The organism is Janthinobacterium sp. SUN118, assembly GCF_030397695.1.
Taxonomy (GTDB): Bacteria; Pseudomonadota; Gammaproteobacteria; order Burkholderiales; family Burkholderiaceae_D; genus Janthinobacterium.
In genome coordinates this window covers 158,748-180,464 of the sequence record NZ_JAPUBV010000005.1, presented here as the reverse complement: position 1 = coordinate 180,464, position 21,717 = coordinate 158,748, and the positions used below count along the sequence as shown (strand labels likewise).

Here is a 21,717-nt window from a genome sequence, read left to right as displayed (position 1 = left end):
GCCCGAGAAAAAGAGGGCGCGTACCGAAACACTTTCAAAGGAATGCTGAAAATTGCTGCGACTCGATGACTTGCAGGTGTTTGTGCGCACGGCCGACCGGGGCAGCCTGTCGGCCGCCGCGCGCGAGCTCGGCATCTCGCCCGCGCTGGCCAGCGCCGCCGTCAAGCGCCTGGAAGGGGAATTGGGCCTGCGCCTGCTGGCCCGCACGACGCGTTCGCTGAGCCTGACGGCCGAAGGCGCGCAATACCTCGAACATGCGCGGGAAGCCTTGCGCCTGCTGCGCGCGGGCCATGACGCACTGCTGGCCGGCAAGGACAGTTTCGGCGGAACTTTGAAAATTGCCATGCCATCCGATCTCGGCCGCAACCTGATGCTGGGCTGGCTGGATGAGTTCCAGTCGCGCCATCCGAAGCTGCAGTACCAGCTCAGCGTCAGCGACCGGGTGGCCGACATGGTGCGCCAGCAAGTCGATATTGCCCTGCGCTATGGCCAGCAGGACGATTCGACGAGGATCGCCATGCCCATCGCGCCGGCCAACGACCGCGTGCTGGTCGCCTCGCCCGATTACCTGCGCGCGCACGGCCCCCTGCTGGCGCTGGAAGACTTGTCGCAGCACAATTGCCTGTGTTTTGCGCTCGAGGATGGCTTGCACGACCGCTGGACGTTTTACCGCCTGCCGCAGCGCGAGCAGGTGACGGTACAGGTGCGCGGCAACCGCAGCGCCGACGATGCCGACCTGGTGCGCCGCTGGGCCGTGGCGGGCCTGGGCATCGCCTATAAATCGCGGCTGGACCTGTCCGCCGACCTGGCCGCCGGCCGCCTGCAGGTGCTGTTGCCCGAGGTGGCGGGCGAAGCCACGCCCCTGCACCTCGTCTGCATGCACCGGGCGCAGGCGACGCCGCTGGTGCTGCAGTTGCGCGATTTCTTGCGGGAACAGTGCGCAGCCTTGGCATAAATACATGCTTCATTACAACTCGTTGCAAATGGCAATCATGCGCAGGTCAACCTGGGCGTACCCTCATGCATTCTGCTTGACATCGCTTGAAGGATCGCCATGTTCCACCATCGACTGCTGCCAACGACCGTCATTTCCCTGCTCTTGCTGGCGGGCTGCGCCGCGACCGCGCCTGTCGCCCCGCCCGAGCATGCCGCGCAAGGCATCGCCATGCTCGAGCGTGCCAGCTGGGGCGTGAATGCGGGCAGCGTGCGCCAGCTGCAAAAGGAGGGCTGGCCGCGCTACCTGCAGGGACAATTGCATCCAGGCAAGGCCAGCCTGCCGCCCGCCATCCAGGCGCAGATCGACGCCATGAGCATCAGCCAGGTGCCGCTCGACCAACTGGTCATGGCCATGGAGCAGAAGCGCAGGGATGCGGCCGCCGTGCCGGACGACGCGGCGAAGCAGCAGGCGCAAAAGGATTATCAGCAGGAACTGAACCGCCTGGCGCGCGAGGCGGCCACGCGCTCGCTGCTGCTCGACGTGTATTCGACTAACCAGTTGCAGCAGCAGCTGAGCTGGTTCTGGCTCAACCATTTCAGCGTGCACCAGGGCAAGCACAACTTGCGCGCCATGGTCGGCGATTACGAAGCGAACGCCATCGCGCCGCATGCTCTGGGGAAATTCCGCGACTTGCTGGGCGCCACCGTCCACCATCCGGCCATGCTGCGCTATCTGGACAATGAAGCCAATGCCGTCAAGCGCATCAATGAAAATTATGCGCGCGAGCTGATGGAGCTGCATACCCTGGGCGTGAATGGCGGCTACAGCCAGGCCGATGTCCAGGAACTGGCGCGCATCCTGACCGGGGTGGGCGTGAACCTGGGCACGGAGGCGCCGAAAGTGAAGCCGGCGCTGCAATCGCAGTACGTGCGCCGCGGCTTGTTCGAGTTCAATCCGAACCGCCACGATTACGGCGACAAGCAATTCCTGGGGCATACCGTGAAGGGCAGGGGGCTGGCCGAGCTCGATGAAGCGCTGGACCGCCTGAGCCGCAGCCCCGCCACGGCGCGCTTTATCAGCGGCAAGCTGGCCCAGTATTTCGTCGGCGACAATCCGCCCGAAGCGCTGGTGGCGCGCATGGCCGCCACGTTCGAGCAGAGCGACGGCATGATCGCCGACGTGCTGCAGACCCTGTTTGCCAGTCCCGAATTCAGGCTGTCGCTGGGGAAGAAATTCAAGGACCCCATGCATTATGTGGTGTCGGCCGTGCGCCTCAGCTATGACGACAAGCCCATCCTGAATGCGGGACCGATGCTGAACTGGCTGTCGCGCATGGGCCAGCCCCTGTACGGGCGCCAGACGCCGGACGGCTATCCGCTGGCCGATGCGTCCTGGGCCAGCCCCGGCCAGATGACGACGCGCTTCGATATCGCCCGCACCATCGGTTCGGGCAGCGCCGGCCTGTTCAAGACGGATGGCCCGCAGCCGCAGGAAAAAGTCGCGTTTCCGCAACTGGCCAGCGCCCTGTATTACCAGTCGCTGCAAGCGACCCTGAGCCCCGCCACGCGTCAGGCCCTGGAACAGGCCGCCTCGCCGCAGGAGTGGAATACTTTCCTCTTGTCCTCGCCAGAGATGATGCACCGTTGAAAACGCCTGCCAAAACCCGCTGCGCGTCGCGACTTGCGGCCTGCGATGCTCACTGTGCCAAAGCACAGCTGCGCTTCCTGGCCACAAGGCACTGCCGCTCGCTGCGGTTTTGACTACTGAAAGGAGTCGCCATGAACCGTCGTGACCTGTTGAAAGCCCTGGCCGCCGCGCCCCTGCTGTCCCATGCGGGTAGCCTGCTGGCCGCGCCCGCCACGGATGCGAAGCTGCTGTTCGTGTTCCTGCGCGGCGGCTATGATGCGAACAACTTGCTGGTGCCGGTCGGCAGCGATTTTTACTATGCGGCGCGGCCGAATATCGCCATCGCGAAGCCTGGCGCGGAAAATGGCGCGCTGGCCCTGAACGGAGACTGGGCCCTGCATCCATCGCTGCGCGAGACCGTCTATCCGCTGTTTCAAGGCGGCGAGGCGGCCTTCATCCCGTTTGCCGGCACGACGGATTTAACGCGCAGCCATTTCGAGACGCAGGATACGATAGAGCTGGGGCAAGAAATCAATCAGCGCCGCGACTTCCGCTCGGGCTTTTTGAACCGGCTGGCGCAAAGCCTGAACGGCGACAAGGCCAGCCATGCCATCGCCTTCACGGACCAGCTGCCGCTGATTTTACAGGGCGGCGTGCAAGTGCCGAACATGGCGCTGCGCTCTGTGGGCAAGTCCGGCATTGATGCGCGTCAAAGCCAGATCATCGCCGCCATGTACCGGGGCACGCCCCTGCAGCAACCGGTCAGCGCGGGCTTTGTCGTGCGCGACGACGTGACGAAGGAATTGACGGGAGAGATGCAGGCGGCCAACCGCAACGCCATCAGCACCAAGGGTTTTGAGCTTGAAGCGCAGCGCATCGCCCGCTTGATGAAGGACAAATACAACCTCGGCTTCGTCGACGTGGGCGGCTGGGATACGCACGTGGGGCAGGGCGGCGCGAATGGCTACCTAGCGGGGCGCTTCGACGAGCTGGGGCGTGGCCTGGCCGCGTTTGCGCAGGAAATGGGCGGCGCCTGGCGCAAGACCGTGGTCGTCGTCGTCAGCGAATTTGGCCGCACCTTCCGCGAAAATGGCAACCGTGGCACGGACCACGGCCACGGCAGCGTGTTCTGGGTGCTGGGCGGCGGCATCAACGGCAGGCAGGTGGCGGGCGAACAAGTGGCCATTTCGCAGGCGACGCTGTTCCAGAACCGCGACATGCCCGTGCTGAACGAATACCGCGCCGTGCTGGGAGGCTTGCTGCGCCGCACCTTCGGCTTGACGCCGGCGCAACTCGAGCACGTGTTTGCCGGCGTCAAGCCGGCGGAGCTGGGACTCGTGTGACTCAGCGAATCTCCGTGTTACGCTACGCCTGCGCAACTGGCGCGTAGCCAAGCCCCGTCACCGTTCCCGGTGCGCGGCACGAATGGAGTGGTATGACCGATACCCAGCGCGATATGCTCAGCGCAGGCTTTTCCCTGGCATTGATCGCCGTGACGGCGTTCGTCATGCAGCGGTTCTTTTTGCCGCTCGTGTGGGCCGGCATCCTGTGCGTGGCCACCTGGCCCCTGTACCTGCGCGTGCGCGCGGCGCTGGGGCAGCGCACCATCGTCGCGGCCGCCGCGCTGACCCTGGCGTTTGCCTGCATCTTCATCATCCCCGTGCTGTTCGGCGTGGCGCAGGCCGCGCGCGAAGTGCCCGTGCTGGCCAATTTCATCGTCCATGCGAATGCCGACGGCTTGCCCGTGCCGGACTGGGTGGCGCATATTCCGCTGGCCGGCGGCGCCATCGGCGACTGGTGGCAAGCCACCCTGAGCCAGCCGCACGGCCTCAGCCACTTCTTTGCGGGCAGCGCCGTGGGCGGTTTTCATTCCGCGCGCGACATGCTGAAAATCCTCGGCGCGGACGTGTTCCATCGCCTCGTCGACTTTGGCCTGGCCTTCCTGTGCCTGTTTTTCTTTTACAAGGATGGCGAAGCGCTGACGCGCCAGATCACGGCCGTCGGCAGCCATTTCCTGCGTCCTGAACGGTGGGGCCGCTATGCGCAAAAGATTCCCACGGCCATACGCGCCACCGTCAACGGCCTGGTGCTGGTGGGGCTGGCCGAAGGCGTGCTGATCGGCATTGCCTACGCCATCGCCGGCTTGCCGTCGCCGGCCCTGTGGGCGTTCGCCACCGGCATCCTGGCCATCATCCCGTTTGGCGCGCCGCTGGCTTACCTGTGCGCCGCCGCCGTGCTGGTGTTCCAGGGCAATGTGGGCGCCGCCATCGGCGTGGCCGCATGGGGCACCATCGTGCTGTTCGTGGCCGACCATTTCGTGCGGCCTGGCATGATCGGCAACGCTACCCGCTTGCCCTTCCTGGCCGTGCTGTTCGGCATCCTGGGCGGCGTGGAAACCCTGGGCCTCGTGGGCCTGTTCATCGGCCCCGTCGTGATGGTGCTGTTCGTCACCCTGTGGTATGAAGCGAATGTGTTTGGCGAGGCGCCTGCTGGCAGCGCACCTGCCAGCGCACTTGCTGATACACCTGCCAGCCCGGCCGCACCGGAACGCACACAGTAATGAGGGGTCGGCCAGCGTTGCCGCTGGCCGGTACCGGGGCGTCTCCGGCGTGGCCGGGCGAGGCTTTCAAAAGGTTGTTGAAAGCCCCGGAATACGCCGAAAAAATCGTGGAGGGCGGCAGCCTGTTGTGGCCAGGAAACGCAGCTGTACTTGCAGACAGCGGGCATCGCAGGCCGCGCATCGCGCCGCGCAGTCGATTTTAAGGCGTATTTAATGCGCTTTAGATAAGATCAACAACCAGCGGCGCATCAGCAGCACTTCAACATAGCCCGGCTCGATGCCCGTACCGCACTCGATCAAGGGATTGACGGTGTAGTAGCGCTTGCGGAAGTCGCGGCAGACGAGGATTTCGCGCTTGCCCATGCGGACGAGGAAAGAGCTTGGGGCGTATTCCAGGCCGAACCGTGAGCCAAAACCGCTATTCAATGTTGCCATGACAATTCCTTTGAGGGAGATGTGTTGAACGAGTCATCAGAATAGCATAACTACTGTATGAATACACAGCTACTGTATGAATAAACAGTATTTTTTTACTGGTGTGGTTTTTTTGATCACCGCGCCTGATTTGAGGAGTAAGCAGTTTGCAAGAGAAAAATGACATGGGCGTGACCACGAAACTGCGCCGCTTCGTCGAGGCCAGACTGTCGCCCGAAGGCGAGCTGGGCCTGCATATGACGGTGGGCGTGGCCCTGATGCTGGTGGCCATCGTGGTCTTCCACGAGATCGCCGAAGCCGTCATGGGCATGCAGCAGATCACGGTGATCGACCTGCAGGTGGCGCAATGGTTCAACCAGCACGCGGTGCCGTGGATCACCGCTGGCCTGCTGGTCGTCACGCACCTGCATGGCGTGATCGGCGCCATCACCCTGGCCACCTTGCTGGGCTGGTATCTGTACCGAAAGGGCGCCACCTACTGGCTGTTTACCCTGGTGATTACCATGCCGGGCGTCATGTTTTTGAACCTGCTGCTAAAGTACATTTTTGTCCGCGCGCGGCCCAGCTTTGACGAGCCCCTGCTGCAGACGGCCCTCAGCACGTACAGCTTCCCCAGCGGCCACACGGCGACCTCGACGGCGCTGTACGGCTTGCTGGGCGCCTACCTGATTTGCCAGACGGCGCCGGGTGCGTGGGGCAAGCGCATCGCCATCGCGCTGGGCGCCTTTTTCATGGCGGCGCTGGTGGGTTTCAGCCGCATTTACCTGGGCGCGCATTACCTGAGCGACGTGCTGGCGGCGATGGCGGAAAGCTATGGCTGGCTGGCCATCTGCATCGCCGGCGTGTCGACCCTGCGCCGCCGCCGGCATATCCGGCTCACCAAATAAGGGGAATTGTCCTGTCCAAGATTGCCGTCATCATCAATGCGGGAGCCGGTTGCGGCTACGCGCCCGACTGGGCGCAGCAGCTCGAAGCGAAATTTGCGGCCGTGGGGCTCGATGCCGCCATCACGCTGGCCGCCAGCGGCGCCGAGATGATCGCCACGGCCGGGCAAGCCTTGCGCGATGGCGCGCCTGTCGTCGTGGCCGGCGGAGGCGACGGCACCATCAATGCCGTCGCCTCCGTCGTCACCGGCAGCGGCACGCCGTTCGGCGTCTTGCCGCTGGGGACCTTGAACCATTTTGCCAAGGACTTGAACATTCCCTTGGACCTCGATGCGGCCATCGCCAACGTGGCGCAGGGCGTGCCGCACAAGGTCGACGTGGGCGAGGTCAATGGCCGCATCTTCCTGAACAATTCCAGCCTCGGCCTGTATCCCGACATCGTGCGCGACCGTGAAAAGCAGCAGCGCCGGCTGGGCCGCGGCAAGTGGCTGGCCTTCAGCTGGGCCCTGGTGGCGGCCTTGCGCCGCTATCCGTTTCTCAGCGTGCAATTGAAACTCAACGATGCCGTGCATGCGCGGCGCACGCCCTTCGTCTTCATCGGCAATAATGAATACCTGATGGAAGGCTTGAATATCGGCGAGCGCGAGCGGCTCGATGGCGGCCAGCTGAGCCTGTACGTGGCGCAGCGTCCCGGCCGCCTGGGCTTGCTGAAGCTGGCCTTGCATGCGCTGTTCGGCAAGTTGTCGCAGGCCAAGGATTTTGACGTGCTGACGGCCACCGACCTGGAAATTGCGACCAGGCACAGGCGCTTGCGCGTGGCCACCGATGGCGAGGTGACCATCATGAACACGCCGCTGCATTACCGTATCCATCCCGCCGCGCTGCAGGTGCTGGTGCCGGCACCCACGCCTGTCACGGCCCCGGCCAGGGAGTAGCCCATGCGCACCCTCGTGCACTTATCGGATTTGCATTTCGGCAGGGTCGATGCGGCCTTGCTGGCGCCCTTGCGCGCGCTGGTCGAGCGCCTGGAACCGGACGTGGTGGTGGTCTCGGGCGACCTGACGCAGCGCGCGCGCAGCGCCCAGTTCCAGGAAGCACGGCAATTTCTCGACAGCTTGCCGGGGCCGCAGATCGTGGTGCCGGGCAACCATGACGTGCCGCTCTACAACGTCTTTTCCCGTTTCCTCACGCCGCTGGTCAAGTACCGGCGCCATGTGACGGACGACTTGACGCCTGAATATATCGACGAGGAAATCGCCGTGCTGGGCATCAACACGGCCCGCTCGCTGACGTTCAAGGATGGCCGCATCAGCCACGAACAGATCGATTTCCTGCGCCGGCGCCTGGGCAGCTTGCCGCCCGGGTTGACGCGCATCATCGTCACGCATCATCCGTTTGACTTGCCCGAGCATTTCGATGACGATGACCTGGTCGATCGCGCGCCGCAGGCGCTGCAGATGTTTTCCGAATGCGGCGTGGATTTATTGCTGGCAGGCCATTTGCATGCCAGCGTGGCGGCCAACACGGCCGAGCGCTACAAGATCGCCGGCTACGCCGCGCTGATGGTGCAGGCGGGCACGGCCACGTCCACGCGGGGTCGCGGCGAATCCAATTCGTTCAATGTGCTGCGCGTGGAAAACAGCTGCATCCGCGTCGAGCGCTACAGCTGGAATGAAGAGCAGGCCGACTTTGAAAAGGTCAGCACGGAGGCGTTCGCGCGCGAGGGCGGCGTGTGGGCCAGCTTGCGGCCGCTGTAGTCAGAATTAATGGGGCAGGCGGCAAGCGGCATCAGGAGTGGCCGGCAAAATGGCCAGGGCCAGGCGCGTTGCCGAAGTCAGTGCGAATAGTACGGCTAGGCAATGCAACAACGCCCTGGACTTTTTGATGGCTACGCCGTTATAGCCAGTAGTTCATGAAGCGGGCCGCCCACTCCTTCATGCGGTCGGAGATGGGCCGGGTTTCCCATTTCGCCCTGGTGATCTCTTCCGAATCGCGCAAGTCTTCCTGGAAGGCGTTTTCCATTTCGCGGCCGAAGCTGTCGCCCAGCACGATCACGTTCAGTTCGCTGTTATGCAGGAAGCTGCGCATGTCGATGTTGGTCGAGCCCACGGTCGACCAGGCGCCGTCGATGACGGCCGTCTTGGCGTGCAGCACGGCCAGTTTCAGATGAAAGATGCGGATGCCGCCGGCCAGCAGCTGGTCGTACAGCGCGTGTCCCGCATGGAACACCAGGCCGCTGTCGGAGACGCCGGGCAGCACCACGGTGACGTCCACGCCCCGTTTGGCGGCCGCGATCAGGGCGTCGACCGTCTGCTGGTCGGGCACGAAATAGGCGGACGTGATGTGGATGGATTTCTTCGCTTCCTGGATGGCCAGGATATACGCCTTGTAGATTTCAAAGCCGCCGTCCGGCTCGCTGGCCACGACGCGCACCAGCTTGTCGCCCACTTCGGACAGGGTGGGGAAGTAATTGGCATCCGGCAAGTCGGCCTGGTCTTGCTGGGCCCAGGTGCGGATGAACAGCCACTGGAAGGCGGCCACGGCCGGGCCTTCCACTTTCACGTGGGTATCGCGCCAGCCCACGTCTTTCTTGTCGGTGGCTTTCGATTTCGAGCGGAACAGCGAGCTCTTGGCATAGGTATCGCTGATATTGATGCCGCCCGTAAACGCCGTCTTGCCGTCGACGATCAGCACCTTGCGGTGGTCGCGGTTGTTGATCTTCCAGTCGTCGCCCTTCAGCTTGGCCGGATTGACGGGGTTGAAGGCCACCAGGTGGATGCCGGCCGCGCGCATGCGGTCGAAAAACGCCTGCGGCACGCCGAGCGTGCCCACACTGTCGTAGATGACGTTGACCGTCACGCCCGCTTGCTGCTTTTCGATCAGCATGTCGGCAAACTTCAGGCCCAGCGGATCCTGGTCGAAGATATACGTTTCCAGGTTGATGCTGTCCTTCGCTTCGCTGATGGCCTTGAACATGGCGTCCATCGTTTGCGGGCCGTCAAACAGCAGGGTCACCTTGTTGCCCTTGATCAAAGGCACGCCCGTGGCCGCCTCTTCCAGCGCGGCCTGGGTCTTCAAGTCCATGCCGGACCTGGCCCAGCGCTTGTTGAGCAGGGCGGCGCGGCTGTTGACGTTCAGCACGGCGCCCTTGCCCGTGATCACCTTGGGCTTGGCCACCGGTTCCAGCGTGGTATTGAGATTCTTGACATTGGGCAGCGAGGCGCATGCAGCCAGGGTCCAGCACAGCAGGAGGGCGGTGAGGCAGGGTTGCATGCGCCTTGCGGTCATTTTTGAGCCTTGGTCGTGGGTGACAGGTTTGCCGAGTCATCGGCCAATGCCAGGGGGGGCGGGTTTTTCGAGCCGAAGAAGAAGACGATGGGCGCTTTCAGGAAGCGCTTGCCGAGGATCTTCAACAATTGCATGCCGTGCTTGAAACGTACCTGGCGCGAACGCAGGGCTACCCACAGGGCCAGGCCGAAGCTGACCAGCAGGTTGGCCGTGCCGATGGCGAAGATGCCCGACAGCGACTTGACGGCCAGTTGCCAGCTCATGTTGTGGTCGAGTCCCACCAGCGCCGTGGCGAAGTTGGCCGCCGAGAAGGTGATGTGGCGGATATCGATCGGCAGGCCGATGAGGAAACCCAGGGTGCCGATGGAGCCGAGCAGGATACCGAAATAGAAGTTACCCATCAGGCCGCCCAGGTTGTTTTCCAGGTACAGGCCCAGGCGCTGCAGCCGTTCCTGGCCGATGACGCGGCCCAGGCCGCGCAATTGCGCGATGCGCTGCGCCCAGCGCGTGTACAGCGCCTGGTTGTCGTAGTAGCCCGAAATCAGGCCGGCGACGAACAGGCACACGCCGGCGATCATGGCGTAGAAGATGGCGGGGCTGCCGATGGGGTCGATATCGTGCAGCAGGTGCATGGCCTTTTCCGGCGTCACCAGGTTGTGCCCGGTAATTGCCTTGTAGCCAAGCGCGATCAGCCACGCAGTGGGAATGGCCGTCGCCAGGTTGCCCAGCACGGCCATGTTTTGCGTGCGGAAGACCTTGTTGATCAGTTCCGCCATGCTGTCGAGGTCGATATTGCGCCCATCCTTGCTGTGCAGGCCGGCCGCGATGCGCGAGGCCGTCATGGCCGGTTGCTTGGTGGCCACCGTGAAGTGCAGCAAATGGATGAACATGAAGCCGATCGAGTAATTCATGCTGAACATGAACGCTTCGACCAGCGGCGCCGAGCGCAGGTAGGACATCAGTATCTTGAACAGGGCCATGAAGCCGATGATGATGCCGGCGCCCGCCGAGGAGAGGAACATGGCGCCCATCTCGCGGCGGTTTTCCGCGATGTAGTGCTCGCCCGTGCGGCTGGCGTTTTCCGTCACATTGCGCGCGAGTAAGTTGATATTGTCGGAAAACAGGTCGCTGACCTTGTACTTGTTGTTGTGCGCCTGGATCAGTTCCAGCGCCAGGCCGACGGCGCCCGCGCGGCGGCGGCTGACCGGCTGCGGGTGCAGCAAGTCTTGCGTGGCGTCCACCGTGATGGCGTCGATGTCCACGCTGCTTGACGCCGGCAGCTCGCCGCTCGTGTCGACGAGGAACAGCAGCTTGCGCAGGCGCTCGATGCTTTGCGCCAGCGCCACCAGCAAATACGTGAGGGGAATGCTGGTGCCCTGGTACAGGGCCTTCTTGCGGATCTTGGCGATGACGGCGTCGCACTGGTCGAGCATCACCAGCAGGTGGCGCGCGTCCTCGATGTGTTCGATCTCGCCGTGCAGCAGATTCGTGTAGGCATCGAGGTAGGCGTTCACTTCCGTGTTCTGCACCATGAAGGGCGAATGGAAGACTTCGATTTCGCTGTGGAAGCGCGTCAGCTCCGGCTCCAGGCCCATGGCGCAGACGCGATAGGACAGGGTGCGGATGGCGTCGAGCATGCCGGGCAGCATGATATTGCCGTCGCCGACGGCCAGTTCGATGTCGTCGCTGGTGAGTACGTCGAACAGTTCCAGCCAGTCCGTGGCCGGCACGTTGCTGATCCACAGGTAATCGGTATTCAGGTACAGCACCTGGTCGAGCGCGTCGTTCAGGTATTCGTCGCCGAGGGCGGGCGGCAGCATGCGGTAGGCGATGCGGCGTTTCAATTCTGTGAAGAAACCGCTGTTCGACAGCACGCCGATATCCGTGTACAGGCTGGCGTGGCGGCGCGCGGCCAGCACGCGCAGCACGTATTCATGCAGGGCGCGGGCCTGGGCGGGGTTGCCTTTGAGTAGCTGGCGCAGGGTGCGCACGTTGGCGATCGCGGTAGCGCTGTCGTGGGGGCGCTTGGGACGCAGTGAGTTAAACAATTCCACCAGCAAGTCGATATTGCTGGAGTTGGGATCAATGCGTTCGAGGATAGCTAGCATGCAGAAAAAACGGGCGAGCCGCTGTCGGTAAAACCAATAGTGTACTGCCTGCGTCAAATCGCGCAACGTTCGCCACCGAACATTGCTTTAAAGCAGGGCCCGCTTGCGTCCTTATTTTGCGACAAAAACGGGAATCATGGTCACTCTTGCGTGTTGTCAGTGCGCGACGGCTTTCCCGGCGCTAAGCTGGGGTTTCTGTTGTACAACGCACAGATTGCTTGCCAAAAAGCGTGGATAAGGTAACACTAGGACGTGACACACAGCGCATGTCCTGATCAATACCGGGAAGTTTCATTTCACGTTACCGAGATATTTATCATGAAGACCTCGTATTTTGCGCTTGCTGTGATAGGGCTGGCACCGTGGCCTTTCTGCGGACAGGCCCAGGCTGCCGACGGCGCCGGCAGTGCGGCATCCAGTAATGTTGTCGTGTACGGCGTACTCGACGCGGGCATCGTGGCCGAGCGCGGCTGCCAGGCCAATTGCGCCAGCACCAAGGTATCGGGCGGCGTCGCTTCCGGCTCGCGCCTGGGCGTGCAGGGCCGCGAAGCGCTGGGCAACGATGTGGCCGCCGTCTACACGCTGGAAACGGGCATTGAAAACGATACGGGGCAGTCTGAAGAGGGCCGCTTGTTCGGCCGCCAGGCCTATGTGGGCCTCGATGGCCGCCTCGGCGCGCTGACCCTGGGACGCCAGTACAACCTGCAATACCAGGCCCTGACCGACGTGGCCGACCCGTTCAAGGGCGGCATGGCCGGCAGCGCCAGCAATCTGGCCGGCTACGGCGTGAAACGCTACGACAATACCGTCAAGTACGTGACGCCCGCCTTGCGCGGCGTGTCGGCCAGCGCCATCTACAGCTTTGGCGAGTCGCCGTACAGCAGCGCCAACAACCGCGCGTATGGCGCCACGCTCGGCTATTCGCACGGCGCCGTGAATCTCAGCGTGTCGCACCAGCGCAAGAAAAACTTCATCCTGGCGGCCGGCACCTCGCCCGCCATCGACATGTCGGCCCGCAATACGCTGATCGCGGCGAATATCGACCTGAAAGTGGCGACGGCCTTTGCCGCCATCGGCATCAACAAGGGCTATGGCAGTTCGCCGTGGGATCCCAGCAATGACTACAGCTCGCTGGCCCTGTCGATGTCGTCCTCGGACAGCCGCGACACCTTGCTCGGCGTGTCCGTGCCCGTGGGCGGCTTCAAGCTGCTGGCGTCCTGGGTGCACAAGGACGACCGCGACCTGGCCAACCGCGACGCCAGCCAGGTGGCCGTCGGCCTCACGTATTCCTTATCCAAACGCAGCGATTTCTACGCGTCCTACGCGAAGATCCACAACAAGAACGGCGCCCGCTACACGGTGGGCAACGCCAGCGACAGCGGACGCGGCGACGCAGCCTTTAATCTGGGCTTCCGTCACGGCTTCTGAGCGGCCGCGCCCGCCAGGCGGCCGCTGCAGGATGACAGCGCGCCTTCACCTGGGCTTTCATCACGGCTTCTGAGCGGCGCTGGCCGATGGGGCCGGGCAGCTGGCGCCCAGCCACTTGCCGTTGCTCGTCACATTCACCTGTTCCGGCGCGCCGCGCGCGCTGGTGGTCACGGCAAGCTGCATGCTGAAGGCCTGGTCGCCGCTGAACAGTACCTTGCCTTCGCCGCTCGATTTCGGGTTCGCGCAAGTGAATGCCACCTGCATGCCGCCGGCGATGTCGGTATTCTTCGACTTGCAGTCGCCGGGCTGGCCCGTGGGAATCTGCTTGCGCGCCGCCATCTCCGGCGTCACGCACGCCGTCACGCGCACGGCGCCATCGGCGGCGACGGTGGGCATGGCCATGCCGCGGCTGGCGGCCATGCTTTCGAGCTGTTTGCGCTGATCGGGAGGGAGGTTGCCCAGTTGCTGCAGCACCAACGACATGGCGTTGTCGGTGGCGGCGTCAGGGGACGCCATCTTGCTGTCGACTTGCCACAGCCCCGGCTTGATGGTGGGGGTCTGTGCGCTGGCCTGGGCACCGATGGCGGCGCAGGCGAGCAGGGTCAGGCGTAGCAGGGATAGTTTCATTGCAGGGTCTCCGTATAGGCAGACCCCAGCATACGGCATGGCAAGCGCGGCACGCTTGCCATTGTGTTACAAACTGTGATCGGGCTCGATGCGGCGCACGTCCACGCAGGCGATGCGGCGCTCGTCCGCCTCGACGATTTCATAGCGCAAGCCGTCCAGTTCCAGCACTTCGCCCACGGCCGGCATGTTCTCGAAATGCGCCAGCAGGAAGCCGGCCAGCGAGTTGTACTCGCCGTCTTCGCTGACCAGCGATTCCGTCTCGAATACCTGCTCCAGGTAATGCAAGTCCGTCGCGCCGTCGATGCGCCAGTGGCCGGGGCTCAGCACTTCCACGTCGGGCTGCTCGTCCTCGTCGGGGAATTCGCCGGCGATGGCTTCGAGGATGTCGATCGGCGTGAGCACGCCTTGCACGGTGCCGAACTCGTCGACCACCAGCACCAGCTGGCCGCGCGAGCGCTTCAGGGTGTCCATGGCCTTCAGCACGCCGGCCGCTTCCGGCACGACGATGGCTTCGCGCATATTCGCCGGATCGATCTTGCCGCGCGAGACGAGGTCCTCGATGAGGTCCTTGCTGCGCGCGATGCCGACCACATTGTCGAGGTCGTCATTGCAGACGGGAATCATGCTGTGCGGCGTGTCGCGCAGCAGGCGCAGCATCTTGTCGCTGCTGTCGTTCAGGTTGACCCACGACACGTCGCCGCGCGGCGTCATCACGGAGCGGATCGAGCGTTCGGCCAGGGTCAGCACGCCGCTGACCATGTTGCGCTCTTCCACGCCGAAGGCCGAGACGTCCGGCAGTTCCTTGACTTCGTGCTCTTCGACGGCTTCGCGGCCCTTGCGCCCGCCCAGCAGGCTCAGCACGGCTTGCGCCGTACGGTCGCGCAGCGGCGCGTTCGATTGCAGCTTGAGGAAGTTGCGGCGCGCCAGCTGATTGAAGAACTCGATGACAATCGAGAAACCGATAGCGGCGTACAGATAGCCTTTCGGAATGTGGAAGCCCAGGCCTTCGGCCACCAGCGACAGGCCGATCATCAGCAAGAAGCTCAGGCACAGCACGACGACGGTCGGGTGGGCGTTGACGAAACGCGTCAGCACCTTCGAGGCCAGCATCATGACGACGATGGAAATGACGACGGCGGCCATCATCACGTACAGGTTTTCCACCATGCCGACGGCCGTGATTACGGCGTCGAGCGAGAAGACGGCGTCGAGCACGACGATCTGCGCCACCACCAGGCCGAAACCGGCATACACCTTGGGACCCGTCTGTGCGTGCGTGACGCCCTCGAGCCGTTCATGCAGCTCGGTGGTGGCCTTGAACAGCAGGAACAGGCCGCCCACGAGCAGGATCAGGTCGCGCCCCGAGAACGAGAATTGCCAGACAAAAAACAGCGGCGTGGTCAGCGTAACCAGCCAGGAAATCAGCGAGAGCAGGCCCAGGCGCATGACGAGGGCCAGGGTCAGGCCCAGCACGCGCGCCTTGTCGCGCTGGTGCGGTGGCAGTTTCTCGGCCAGGATGGCGATGAAAATCAGGTTGTCGATACCCAGTACGATTTCCAGTACGACCAGCGTCAGCAGGCCGACCCAGATTGTCGGGTCAAATAACCATTCCATGTGTGTAACCTTGTAAAGTCGATCAGTGTAAAGCGTGCCCGGTGGCTAATTGCCCCGGGCGCGTGGGTGCTGCATGCATGTATTCAGTGGCGGACGCGCGGCGGCCGGGTGGCCAGCCGCACGTCCGCTTCGGCAAGTGCGCCCGGTCCCGCTTGCCAAATGATGGCGTAAAACGGCACGGCCTGGCGCGAGCTCGGGTACAGCGTGATGGGGTCGTTGTCGCATTCTTCGGTATCGCAGCTGTCGGCGGGCAGTCCCGCATGGACGCTGGCGTCCGGACAATCGATGCCGAAGGCGGGCGTGGCGGTAGCGCCGGCCGCGATTGCATGCTGGAATGGGGAAGGGCTGGCGTAAGCCATGCTGGCAAACGCCTGGGGTAAAGCGATGAAAACAAAAAGGCAGAGCAGGACGAGAGCTCGTCTCATATACAGGCAGATAGTTCTGGAACGGTCGAGTATAACACGCCCGTATGGCAGCTTGATGACAGGGGCTTGCGCAAGTGACAAGCATGTCGTAAATTATGAGAGCAATTATTTCACGTGGCGGCGAAGACGCAGCGCGGGCCCCGTGAGCATTCTTGCGTTCGTATTGCATCGCGCTGGCACTTCCAGCTTGCGCGCGTCTATAACGTAGTGTTACCAGGACTCCGCCTTGAAACCCATTCCCGCCCTCCTGCTTGCCGCCGGCATCCTGTCGCCTTCGCTGGCCTTTGCCGCCACCCCGGTGCAAGCCGCGCCGACCCAGAAAACCGCCCAGCCTGCCTCCGCCCGCGCCGCCGTCAAAGTCACGTCCGTCGAAGGCATCACCGAATACCGGCTGGCCAATGGCTTGCGCGTGCTGCTGTTTCCCGATGCCAGCAAACCCACGCTGACGACGAATATCGTCTATCTGGTCGGTTCGCGCCATGAAAACTATGGCGAAACGGGCATGGCCCATTTGCTCGAGCACTTGCTGTTCAAGCCCAGCGCCAACTTCGGCGTGAAGAAGGGCAGCAAGACCCCGGTCGAGATCCTGAACTCGACGGGCGCCCAGTTCAACGGCACCACCTGGTATGACCGCACCAATTACTACGCCACCTTCCCTGCCAATGACGACAACCTGCGCCAGATGCTGGCCATGGAAGCGGATCGCATGGTCAACGCGGCCATCGACCAGAACGACCTGTGGAATCCGAAGACGCAGAAGGGCGAGATGACGGTGGTGCGCAACGAGTTCGAGATGGGCGAGAGCGACCCGATCGGCGTCACCAGCGAACGCATCCAGGCCATCGCCTACGATTGGCACAACTATGGCAAGTCGACCATCGGCGCCCGTTCCGATATCGAGCAGGTCAACATTCCCCGCCTGCGCGCGTTCTATCATAAATATTACCAGCCAGATAACGCCGTGCTGATGGTGGCGGGCCGCTTCGATGAAGCGAAGGTCTTGAAGCAGATCAATGAACTGTTCGGCAAGATCCCGAAACCGACGCGCGTGATCGAACCGACCTACACGGCCGAACCCGTGCAGGATGGCGAGCGCGCCGTGACGGTGCGCCGCAGCGGCGGCACGCAATTCGTCGGCGCCGGCTACCACGTGGCGCCGTCCGGCAATCCGGACGCCGTCGCCATCGAAGTGCTGGGCCACGTGCTGACGGACGCGCCGGCCGGCCGCCTGCACAAGGCGCTGGTGGAAACCAAGCTGGCCAGCAAGATCGAATACAACTCCGTGAGCAACCTGGAGCCGGGCTACAACCTGTTTGGCGCGCTCGTGCCCGTCGATGGCAACCTCGATGCGGCGCAAGACGCCATGCTGAAAGTGCTGGAAGACTTGAAGTCGCAGCCCGTCAGGGAAGCGGAAGTGGCGCGCGTCAAGCAGCAGCTGAACAAGCAGATCGAACTGGCGACCTCGAACACGGCGAGCCTGACGATCGCCCTGACGGAATCGCTGGCGGCCGGCGACTGGCGCCTGTTCTTCCTGCAGCGCGATCAGCTCGACAAGCTGACGGCGGCGCAGGTGCAGGCGGCGGCCGAGAAATACCTGAAGACGTCGAACCGTACGCTGGGACGCTTCATCCCCACCGACGCGCCGGACCGCACGGTGGTGCCGGCCTATGCCGACGTGGCGCCGCAGCTGGCCGGCTACACGGGCCGCGCCGTCGTGGCGCAGGGCGAGGCGTTCGACCCCAGCCCCGATAATATCGAGGCGCGCACGACGCGCTTCACCTTGCCGAACGGCTTGAAGGGCGCCTTGCTGCCGAAGAAAACCAAGGGCAGCACGGTCAGCGTCGTGTTGAAACTGCAGATCGGCAGCGAGGACAGCCTGCGCGGCAAGGCGGCCGTCGGCAGCTACACGGCGAACCTGCTGTCGCGCGGCACGGACAAGCTGTCGCGCCAGGAAGTGAAGGACAAGTTCGACCAGCTGGGCATGCAGGTGGCGATCGCGGGCGGCGCCGAGGGCGTGACGGCAATGCTCACGGGCAAGCGCGAGAACTTGCCGGCCGCCATGGACCTGCTGGCGCAAGTGCTGCAACAGCCGGCCCTGAGCGAAACGGAATTCCTCGAGTTGCAGCGCGAGCGCGTCGGCCGCGCCGAGCAGGAATTGCCCGAGCCGCAACCGCTGGCCGTGAACGCCTTCCGCCGCCTGCTCGACGCCACGCCGGAAGGCCATGTGCGCCACGTGGCCACCTTGCCGGCCGAACTGGCGCAATGGAAGGCCATCAAGGTTGCCGATGTGAAGGCTTTCCATGCGGCTTATTATGGCGCCGCCAACGCCACGTTTGCCGCCGTGGGCGATTTCGATGCGGCCGCGCTGAAGGCGCAAGTGGCCAGCCTGTACGGCAACTGGAAGGCGCAACAGCCGTATGTGCGCATTCCCGACGCCGTCAAAGCCGTCAGCGGCGAGAAAGTGACGCTGGAAACCCCGGACAAGGCCAACAGCGTGCTGTTCGCCATCCAGCCGATTCCCCTCAAGGATGACGCCGCCAGCTATCCGGCCTTGCTGATAGCCAACCACATGCTCGGCGGCGGCGCCTTGCGCAGCCGCCTGGCCGACCGCATCCGCCAGAAGGAAGGCCTGTCGTACGGCGTCGGTTCGCAAGTGGCCGTGCCGTCGCGCGAGCCGGCCGGCTACTGGATGGCCTACGCCATCAGCGCGCCGCAAAACACGGGCAAGGTGGAAGCGGCCCTGCGCGAAGAAATCGCCAAGGTGCTGGCCGACGGCTTCACGCAAGAGGAACTGGCCGAAGCGAAGAAGGGCTGGCTGCAATCGGAAGAAGTGGGCCGCACGCAGGATGCCGGCCTGGCGCGCGAACTGGCCGGCTACCTGGCGCAGGACCGCACCATGGCCTACGACAAGGACCTGGAAGCCAAGGTGGCCGCCCTGACCCTGGCGCAAGTGAACCAGGGCTTGCGCGAGCACCTGAAACCCGCCGCCGTCTCGATCGTGACGGCCGGCGACTTCGCCAAGGTGGCGAAAGAGGGCGAGAGCGGCGCCAAGGCGACGACGTCGAAGTAAATCGTCAGCGCTTGATGTAAAAAACCGCCAGCAAGGAAACTTGCTGGCGGTTTTTTTATTTGACTGGCATTAACGTCACGACACCAGACAAAACCTCGCGAGCGGCGATGATTTGTGGCCGAGAAGCGCAACCGTACTTCAGTACGGTGAGCATCGCCGGCCGCAAAGCGCGCCGCGCAGCAGGTTTGGTCAGGTGTTACCCCCGTGGAGCCATTTCGGCGACGTAGATCTCGACGCGGCGATTGCGCGCCCGGCCCGACGCATCGGCGTTCGAGGCGATCGGCTCGCGCGCGCCGCGGCCTTCGGTGACGATGCGGGTCGGCGAGACGCCGCGCATGGACAGGTAGTCGCGCGTGTGGGCGGCGCGTTCCACCGACAGCGGTTCGTTGATCGAATCGCTGCCCGTGCTGTCCGTGTGGCCGATGATGCTGACCGTGGTGTTCGGGTTTTCATTCAGGGTCGCGGCAAAGCGGTCGAGAATCGGGCGGAAGTTGCCCTTGATGTCGGCGCGGTTGGTGTCGAACGAGATATCGCTGGGGATTTCCATTTTCAGGCGGTTATCGGCCGTCTGCGTCACTTGCACGCCCGTGCCTTGCGTGGCTTGCTCCATCGCGCGCTTCTGGTTTTCCATGCGGTTCGACCAGATATTGCCGACCACGGCACCGGCTGCGGCACCGAGCAGGGCGCCGCCGGCCGTACGTCCGCCGCCGCCACCGCCCGTGGTGCCGCCGATCAGCGCGCCCAGGCCGGCGCCAACGCCGGCGCCGGTGGCCGTGCCACGTTGTGTGGAGGACATATCAGCACAGCCCGTGGCGGCCAGCGCGAGGACCAGCATGCCGATCAGGGATTTGGCGCCAGGGCCGTTTTTGTATGCTTTCATGGATTTTCTCCTTGTTTTGTTATTGGGACATACCCAGGAACTATCTGCAAACTACCTGCACACGTTACTGCAAAATGGGCCGGTTTGCCAGCGCGCGGAAAATCGCGCGCAAGGCAGGCACAAGCGGTACGCAAAAGGGCGGCGCCCGTTTGCACGCGCGCCGCCACCGTCAGCCTGCATCAGCCGGCATGTCTATAGTCCGCGTCCGCTGATCAGGCGCAACAGGACCATGATCACGGCCACGACCAGCAGGATGTGGATGAAGCCGCCGATGGTATAGGAAGTAACCAGGCCCAGCAGCCAGAGAATGATGAGTACTACTGCGATTGTATAGAGCATGATGCGTCCTCCGAGAGTAGTGTGTGGATGGCGGCGCCGGCCTGATTCCGGCTTGCAAGCCGGTAGCTGCGGGCGTTGCCATCATATGTTTGCCATTCACGTTGCCATGTTGATCGCGCAACGTTGATGCCATGACTTATTGTCTAGTTTATTTCTGAAATGATCTGTACGCTGCCGTACACAACACCTATTTAGTCCGCTGTCCGGCCGGCGCGCGATGCGCGGCCCGTTCCGGCTCGCTGGCCATGCCCGGTATCCAGGCCAGCATGCCGGCCATGCCGACGGCGCCGGCCAGGCAGCTGAGCAGGCCGCCGGTAAGCAGCAGCATGACGCCGAACACGGGCGCGCTGGCGGACGCGGGCGCCAGGTCGAGCGCGCAGAAGCCGAGCGCGGTGGCCAGCATGCCGCCACCGATAAAGCCCAGCCAGATCCTGTTGCCGCCTGTCTTGTCGCTATCCATAGCTACTCCTGTGGTGATGGGACATCCGTTGAACTTTCCTGAATGCATCATCTCGCGCCACGGGTAGCTCATCTGTACGCCAACGAACATTATCAAAAAGAAAACGCCCGGACAGGCCGGGCGTGTGTTGAATTGGCAACATTCAGTTGCGTGGCGGCGCCGCGCTGTCGCCGTGGCGAACTTAGCCGATGGCGCGCAAGCCGCCGTTGACGACGCGCACGCGGTCGCCCTGGCGCCAGTTCGGCGCGGCGCTCTGGTGCACGGTGCGCGTCTTGCCGTTGTCGAGGCGTACGACGATGTTGTAGCTGCGCGTGGCGCGCACGCTGCCTTCGATCTGGTTGCCGGCGACGGCGCCGCCCACGGCGCCCAGCACGGTGGCCAGCTGCCTGCCGTGGCCGCCGCCAACCTGGTTGCCCAGCAAGCCGCCGACGACGGCGCCGCCGGCCGCGCCCACGCCGCTGCCTTCGGCGCGCGTATTGACTTCATGGATGGCTTCGATCACGCCGCAATTGCCGCACACCTGCGGCGCCGGCGCCGCCGCCACATATTGTGGCTGTGGCTGCGGCTGGCGCACGGGCTGCTGCTGCTGCTGCTGCTGCTGCTGCATTTGCGGCTGTGGCTGCTGTTGCTGCGCCGGCAGGGCGGCCAGCGGCTGCATGCCCGCTGCCGGCTGGGTCGCCTGCAGGCTGGCCAGCTGTTCCGCCGAGGCATTGCCGCTCAGGGGCTGGGCATCGCCCTGCGACGAGGGCAGCCAGCCCATCAGGGCGGCCGTACCGACGCCGCAGAACAGCAGGACCGCGACGGCGGCGGCAAGCACCAGCGGATGGAGGGATTTGGTGGTGGTAGTCATGGAGTGCTCCTTGGTTTTTAATAATGGGTGCTGCATATAAATAAGTGATGCAAATCAGTGATGCAGGCCGTCCGCATGCGCTGCCGCAGGCCAGTCAGGCCAGTGTGCGGCGCTGTCTCCTTCGCTTCCGTGCGTCACCGTACATACAGGACCGGTGGCGCACCGTAGGCTAGGTAAAAATTATGT

At 63.8% G+C, this 21,717-nt stretch carries 19 protein-coding genes; 9 read left to right on the top strand and 10 right to left on the bottom strand.

Annotated elements, in window-relative coordinates; all coding sequences use genetic code 11:
- Positions 1–52 precede the first annotated feature (52 nt).
- The 4 genes from O0880_RS24780 to O0880_RS24765 all read left to right on the top strand — a co-directional run bounded on the left by O0880_RS24780 (position 53) and on the right by O0880_RS24765 (position 5,123).
- Positions 53–955: a LysR family transcriptional regulator gene (locus O0880_RS24780; RefSeq protein WP_071324635.1), complete on the top strand. Its 903-nt coding sequence runs from the start codon at positions 53–55 to the stop codon at positions 953–955.
- 99 nt (positions 956–1,054) lie between these two features.
- Positions 1,055–2,584 (top strand): DUF1800 domain-containing protein, encoded by a 1,530-nt coding sequence (locus tag O0880_RS24775; RefSeq protein ID WP_289889227.1) that lies wholly within the window; start codon positions 1,055–1,057, stop codon positions 2,582–2,584.
- A gap of 131 nt (positions 2,585–2,715) precedes the next feature.
- Positions 2,716–3,906, top strand: coding sequence for a DUF1501 domain-containing protein (locus O0880_RS24770; protein WP_289889226.1), 1,191 nt, complete (start codon positions 2,716–2,718; stop codon positions 3,904–3,906).
- A gap of 92 nt (positions 3,907–3,998) precedes the next feature.
- A complete protein-coding gene (locus O0880_RS24765; RefSeq protein ID WP_289889225.1) occupies positions 3,999–5,123 on the top strand; it encodes an AI-2E family transporter in 1,125 nt (374 codons plus the stop codon).
- Between the two features lie 210 nt (positions 5,124–5,333).
- On the opposite strand, the gene O0880_RS24760 is transcribed toward O0880_RS24765, so the two are convergent.
- Entirely contained in the window at positions 5,334–5,558 is a 225-nt protein-coding gene (locus O0880_RS24760; RefSeq protein ID WP_010396348.1) for a hypothetical protein, read from the bottom strand.
- A 170-nt stretch (positions 5,559–5,728) separates the two neighbouring features.
- On the opposite strand from O0880_RS24760, the gene O0880_RS24755 reads away from it, so the two are divergent.
- The 3 genes from O0880_RS24755 to O0880_RS24745 are packed head-to-tail and all read left to right on the top strand — an operon-like array spanning position 5,729 to position 8,199.
- Complete coding sequence (locus O0880_RS24755) at positions 5,729–6,445, top strand: phosphatase PAP2 family protein (protein ID WP_289889224.1); 717 nt, start codon at positions 5,729–5,731, stop codon at positions 6,443–6,445.
- A gap of 5 nt (positions 6,446–6,450) precedes the next feature.
- On the top strand, positions 6,451–7,377 hold the full coding sequence (locus O0880_RS24750) for a diacylglycerol kinase family protein (protein ID WP_289889360.1): 927 nt from the start codon (positions 6,451–6,453) through the stop codon (positions 7,375–7,377).
- 3 nt (positions 7,378–7,380) lie between these two features.
- Positions 7,381–8,199, top strand: a complete 819-nt coding sequence (locus O0880_RS24745) for a metallophosphoesterase (protein ID WP_071324632.1) — start codon at positions 7,381–7,383, stop codon at positions 8,197–8,199.
- Positions 8,200–8,338: 139 nt separating this feature from the next.
- Here O0880_RS24745 and cls read toward each other — a convergent pair whose 3' ends face one another.
- Entirely contained in the window at positions 8,339–9,730 is a 1,392-nt protein-coding gene (gene cls, locus O0880_RS24740; RefSeq protein ID WP_289889223.1) for a cardiolipin synthase, read from the bottom strand.
- Positions 9,727–11,838, bottom strand: a complete 2,112-nt coding sequence (locus O0880_RS24735) for a site-specific recombinase (RefSeq protein ID WP_071326606.1) — start codon at positions 11,836–11,838, stop codon at positions 9,727–9,729. The genes cls and O0880_RS24735 overlap by 4 nt, the downstream gene beginning before the upstream one ends.
- A 318-nt stretch (positions 11,839–12,156) precedes the next feature.
- On the opposite strand from O0880_RS24735, the gene O0880_RS24730 reads away from it, so the two are divergent.
- A complete protein-coding gene (locus tag O0880_RS24730; protein WP_071324630.1) occupies positions 12,157–13,266 on the top strand; it encodes a porin in 1,110 nt (369 codons plus the stop codon).
- Between the two features lie 60 nt (positions 13,267–13,326).
- On the opposite strand, the gene O0880_RS24725 is transcribed toward O0880_RS24730, so the two are convergent.
- The 3 genes from O0880_RS24725 to O0880_RS24715 form a co-directional block, all read right to left on the bottom strand.
- On the bottom strand, positions 13,327–13,893 hold the full coding sequence (locus tag O0880_RS24725) for a DUF3617 domain-containing protein (protein WP_289889222.1): 567 nt from the start codon (positions 13,891–13,893) through the stop codon (positions 13,327–13,329).
- 66 nt (positions 13,894–13,959) lie between these two features.
- Complete coding sequence (locus O0880_RS24720; RefSeq protein WP_289889221.1) at positions 13,960–15,507, bottom strand: TerC family protein; 1,548 nt, start codon at positions 15,505–15,507, stop codon at positions 13,960–13,962.
- An 83-nt stretch (positions 15,508–15,590) separates the two neighbouring features.
- Positions 15,591–15,866, bottom strand: a complete 276-nt coding sequence (locus O0880_RS24715; protein ID WP_289889220.1) for a hypothetical protein — start codon at positions 15,864–15,866, stop codon at positions 15,591–15,593.
- A gap of 292 nt (positions 15,867–16,158) precedes the next feature.
- On the opposite strand from O0880_RS24715, the gene O0880_RS24710 reads away from it, so the two are divergent.
- Positions 16,159–19,002 (top strand): pitrilysin family protein, encoded by a 2,844-nt coding sequence (locus O0880_RS24710; RefSeq protein WP_289889219.1) that lies wholly within the window; start codon positions 16,159–16,161, stop codon positions 19,000–19,002.
- A 196-nt stretch (positions 19,003–19,198) separates the two neighbouring features.
- Here O0880_RS24710 and O0880_RS24705 read toward each other — a convergent pair whose 3' ends face one another.
- The 4 genes from O0880_RS24705 to O0880_RS24690 all read right to left on the bottom strand — a co-directional run bounded on the left by O0880_RS24705 (position 19,199) and on the right by O0880_RS24690 (position 21,531).
- A complete protein-coding gene (locus tag O0880_RS24705) occupies positions 19,199–19,882 on the bottom strand; it encodes an OmpA family protein (protein WP_071324625.1) in 684 nt (227 codons plus the stop codon).
- A gap of 192 nt (positions 19,883–20,074) precedes the next feature.
- On the bottom strand, positions 20,075–20,221 hold the full coding sequence (locus O0880_RS24700) for a lmo0937 family membrane protein (RefSeq protein WP_010396376.1): 147 nt from the start codon (positions 20,219–20,221) through the stop codon (positions 20,075–20,077).
- A gap of 187 nt (positions 20,222–20,408) precedes the next feature.
- Positions 20,409–20,681, bottom strand: a complete 273-nt coding sequence (locus O0880_RS24695; RefSeq protein WP_289889218.1) for a hypothetical protein — start codon at positions 20,679–20,681, stop codon at positions 20,409–20,411.
- Positions 20,682–20,862: 181 nt separating this feature from the next.
- Positions 20,863–21,531, bottom strand: coding sequence for a glycine zipper 2TM domain-containing protein (locus O0880_RS24690; protein ID WP_289889217.1), 669 nt, complete (start codon positions 21,529–21,531; stop codon positions 20,863–20,865).
- Positions 21,532–21,717: the final 186 nt, after the last annotated feature.

Bases quoted from the DNA above. Each gene is read 5' to 3' on its own strand.
- O0880_RS24705 (WP_071324625.1), bottom strand. From the start codon at position 19,882: ATGAAAGCATACAAAAACGGCCCTGGCGCCAAATCCCTGATCGGCATG.
- O0880_RS24690 (WP_289889217.1), bottom strand. From the start codon at position 21,531: ATGACTACCACCACCAAATCCCTCCATCCGCTGGTGCTTGCCGCCGCC.
- O0880_RS24775 (WP_289889227.1), top strand. From the start codon at position 1,055: ATGTTCCACCATCGACTGCTGCCAACGACCGTCATTTCCCTGCTCTTG.
- O0880_RS24695 (WP_289889218.1), bottom strand. From the start codon at position 20,681: ATGGATAGCGACAAGACAGGCGGCAACAGGATCTGGCTGGGCTTTATC.
- O0880_RS24715 (WP_289889220.1), bottom strand. From the start codon at position 15,866: ATGGCTTACGCCAGCCCTTCCCCATTCCAGCATGCAATCGCGGCCGGC.
- O0880_RS24730 (WP_071324630.1), top strand. From the start codon at position 12,157: ATGAAGACCTCGTATTTTGCGCTTGCTGTGATAGGGCTGGCACCGTGG.
- O0880_RS24720 (WP_289889221.1), bottom strand. From the start codon at position 15,507: ATGGAATGGTTATTTGACCCGACAATCTGGGTCGGCCTGCTGACGCTG.
- O0880_RS24765 (WP_289889225.1), top strand. From the start codon at position 3,999: ATGACCGATACCCAGCGCGATATGCTCAGCGCAGGCTTTTCCCTGGCA.
- O0880_RS24745 (WP_071324632.1), top strand. From the start codon at position 7,381: ATGCGCACCCTCGTGCACTTATCGGATTTGCATTTCGGCAGGGTCGAT.
- cls (WP_289889223.1), bottom strand. From the start codon at position 9,730: ATGACCGCAAGGCGCATGCAACCCTGCCTCACCGCCCTCCTGCTGTGC.
- O0880_RS24725 (WP_289889222.1), bottom strand. From the start codon at position 13,893: ATGAAACTATCCCTGCTACGCCTGACCCTGCTCGCCTGCGCCGCCATC.
- O0880_RS24735 (WP_071326606.1), bottom strand. From the start codon at position 11,838: ATGCTAGCTATCCTCGAACGCATTGATCCCAACTCCAGCAATATCGAC.
- O0880_RS24760 (WP_010396348.1), bottom strand. From the start codon at position 5,558: ATGGCAACATTGAATAGCGGTTTTGGCTCACGGTTCGGCCTGGAATAC.
- O0880_RS24770 (WP_289889226.1), top strand. From the start codon at position 2,716: ATGAACCGTCGTGACCTGTTGAAAGCCCTGGCCGCCGCGCCCCTGCTG.
- O0880_RS24700 (WP_010396376.1), bottom strand. From the start codon at position 20,221: ATGCTCTATACAATCGCAGTAGTACTCATCATTCTCTGGCTGCTGGGC.